This is a genomic window from Rhodococcus sp. CX, from assembly GCF_015865005.1.
In the GTDB taxonomy this organism is placed as follows: Bacteria; Actinomycetota; Actinomycetes; order Mycobacteriales; family Mycobacteriaceae; genus Rhodococcus.
This window is the reverse complement of sequence record NZ_JADZGH010000251.1, coordinates 114,761-117,964: the sequence shown is the minus strand read 5'-3', so window position 1 is coordinate 117,964 and position 3,204 is coordinate 114,761. Positions and strand designations below refer to the sequence as shown.

Annotated in this window: 1 protein-coding gene; it reads right to left on the bottom strand. The window is 72.7% G+C overall.

The annotated features are described in order from the left end of the window. Positions 1 to 3,204: condensation domain-containing protein (locus I0Q12_RS27320; RefSeq protein WP_197256523.1), on the bottom strand; the 3,204-nt coding region annotated here is incomplete at both ends.

Here is a 3,204-nt window from a genome sequence, read left to right as displayed (position 1 = left end):
GGCGGCGAGAACGACCGCGCCGAGGGAATCGCCTCCGGCGGCGATGAATCCGCGGTGCGCGGCCGGACGGATGCCGAGCACGTCCTCGGTGATCGTGACGACCAACTTCTCGGCGGCGGTCGATTCGGGTTCCGCGACCTCGACTGCTGCCGTGTCGAGCCCGGCCAACGCGGCGAGATCGAGTTTGCCGTTGGGGGTGACGGGCAGCTGCGGCACCACCCGCACTCGTGACGGCATACGTTGTGGCGGAACAATTTCCGCGATCGCGGCGGTGACCTCGTCGGCGGTGACGCCGGTGGCGGCGAACGCGACGAGCGCATCGTCGACCGCGACGACGGCAGCCTGCCGGACGCCGTCCACGCCGAGCAGCGCAGCCTCGAGCTCGCCGGGTTCGATACGGACCCCACGGATCTTCAGCTGCCGGTCGGTCCGGCCGAGATACGCGAGGGTTCCGTCGGCGCGGCGGTGCACGCGGTCCCCGGTGCGGTACATCCGTTGCCCGCCGGCCGCCGCGACGAACCGTTCCGCGGTGAGAGCCGGGGCGTCGAGGTAGCCGAGCGCCAACCCGGCGCCCGCGAGATAGAGCTCACCGACCGCGCCATCGGGCACCGGGCGCAGGCGCGCGTCCAGAACGTGTGCGGTCGTGCCGGGAATCGGCTCGCCGATCCCGGCCGCCCCGTGACCGTCGATTTCCGTGAGGGTCGCGACGATCGTCGACTCGGTCGGCCCGTACGCGTCGAGCATCAGCCGGCCCGCGGCCCAGCGTTCGGCGAGCGGGGCGGGAAGGGCTTCACCGCCGGATGCAACGACCCGCAGGTCGGGCAAACCGGCCGGATCGAGGGTGCCCAGCACCGTCGGCGTCGACAGGTAATGGGTGATGCGTTCCTCGCGCAACAGCCGGTGCAGGTCCTGCCCGGCGTACACGTCCGACGGTGCCACGACGAGGGTGGCGCCGGTGGTGTGCGCGAGCAGCACCTCGAGCAGCGCCGCGTCGAACGCCGGGTGGTATCCCTGCAGCACCCGGTCGCCGGGGCCGACGCGGTAGCGAGCCGCGGCCTCGGCCGCCAGCGGTGCGAGTCCCTCGTGGGTGACGGCGACCAGTTTGGGGGCGCCCGTCGAACCCGACGTCGCCACGATGTACGCGACGTTCGGCGGGCAGGTGGTGGCGGCCGCGGATCCCGTGAAGGCGGCGCCGGTCTTGGTCGCCGCCCACAGGGCGCGGATACGGTCGGCGCTGCGTGTCTCGCCGAGCGTGACGACGCTGCCGGGACCGATTCCCGTGGCACACCATTCGGCGGCGAGTGCATCGGACGCGGCGTCCAATTCCCGGTACGTGAGCGCGATTCCGTCTCCGCGCACGGCCTCTCGTGCGGGGTGGGCCGCGGCCGCCGCGCGCAGGAGGTCGGCGAGGAGGCGCGGCGCAACCGGCGCGCCACCGGTCAGTGGCGGGGCGGCGACGTCGAACGGTACGTCGCCGACAGATGCGTGCGGATCGTCCACGAGCCCGGCGAGCACGGCGGTGAACCGCCGGGCCAGCGTCCGGGCCGTGGCGTCGGCGAACCGGGATCGATCGAACCGCAGCGTCGCGAGGTATCCGTCACCGCTCGGGGCGAAGGTGAACTGGAGGTCGAATTTCGTTGTGTCGTCAACGATTTCGCGCGCTGCGATGGTGAGATCCCCGAGCTGCGCGTGGCCGGGATCGAAGTCCTGCATCGCCAGCGCCACCTGCGGCGGCGGTCCCGTGAGCATTCCGGCGAGTTGCTCGTAGGGCACCGTCGCGTGATCGAGGGCCGCGACGTCGAAGGCACGGACCGCTTCGACGAGTTCGGTGAACGACCGGTCGGGAGCCACTGCGGTGCGCAGGATCAGGGTCTCGACGAACGGTCCGACGAGGTCGTCGAGTTGCGCCCAGCGGCGGGTCGACACGACGGCGGCGACCGCGACGTCGTGCTGGGCACCGACGCGGGCCAGCAGCACCGACAGCGCGGCGTGCACGACCATGAACTCGGTGGCGCCCGTCGTGCGGGCGAGCGACGCGACCGCGTCGCGGACGGGGGCCGGAACGGCGAATTCGATCGTCCCCGCGACCGGCTCGCCGCCGGTGTGGTCGGTGGGGAGTTCGGTAACGGTCAGTCCGTCGAGGGCGCGCTGCCAGTGGTCGACGTCCGCGGCGGGAATTCCGCGCGCGTGCTCCCAGAGCGCGTAGTCGGCGTACTGCAACGGCAGCGGTAGCCACCGGGGCGCGTGCCCGGCGGTGCGGGCGAGATAGGCCTCGGCCAGATCCCCGAGCAGCGGTCGCAGCGACGCACCGTCCGCCAGGGAATGGTCGACGTCGAGATGCAGGACGTGCAGGTCGTCGCCGAGCCGTTCGAGCTCCACCCGGATCGGGGTGTCGGATCGGCCCGCGGTCGTCGGCGCGCGGCCGGAATCGCGGGATCGCACGACCACCGAGGGACGTTCGTGTACCTCCTGATGCACGTCCGTGCCGGCCACGACGTATCGGGTCCGGAGGATCTCGTGCCGGTCCAGCACGTCGCCGATCGCGGCGTCGAGAGCGACCGGGTCGAGCGGGCCGCCGAGCCGGATCTCGGCCCGTAACCGGTACGCCCCGGGGTCGAGGCGGCCGAGTCCCCACAGGCGTCTTTGGGCGCGGCTCAACGGGATGAGCGACGGCCGGGGCGCCACCGCGACCGGTCCGGCAGCGACGTCGAACCCTCCCGCATCGATCGCCGCGGCGAGCGCCTCGACGGTGGGATGGTCGAACACGGTGCGCAGCGGCACGGCGATGCCGGTCTCCTCACGCAGCCGTCCCACCAGGACCGTGGCCAGCAGCGAGTTCCCGCCGACGGCGAAGAAGTCATCGTCACGTCCCACCGGCGCGCTGCCCCCGAGGACGTCGGCGCAGACACGGGCCACGAGGGATTCGGTTCCGGTCCGCGGCGCGGAGCCACCGCGGCGGGCCGATGCCGGCAGCGCGGCCACGTCGAGTTTGCCGTGCGATGTGAGCGGCAGCGCGTCGAGGGTGACGACGACGGACGGAATCAGGTGACCGGGCAACGTCCGAGACAACCGGGACCTGGCCTGCCCGGCGTCGACGTCCGCCGGGACGACGTACGACACGAGCGCCCCGTCGCGCACCACGGTCGCGGCCTGTTCGACCCCCGCGAGGCGACGCAGCGCGGCATCCACCTCGCCGGGTTCGAT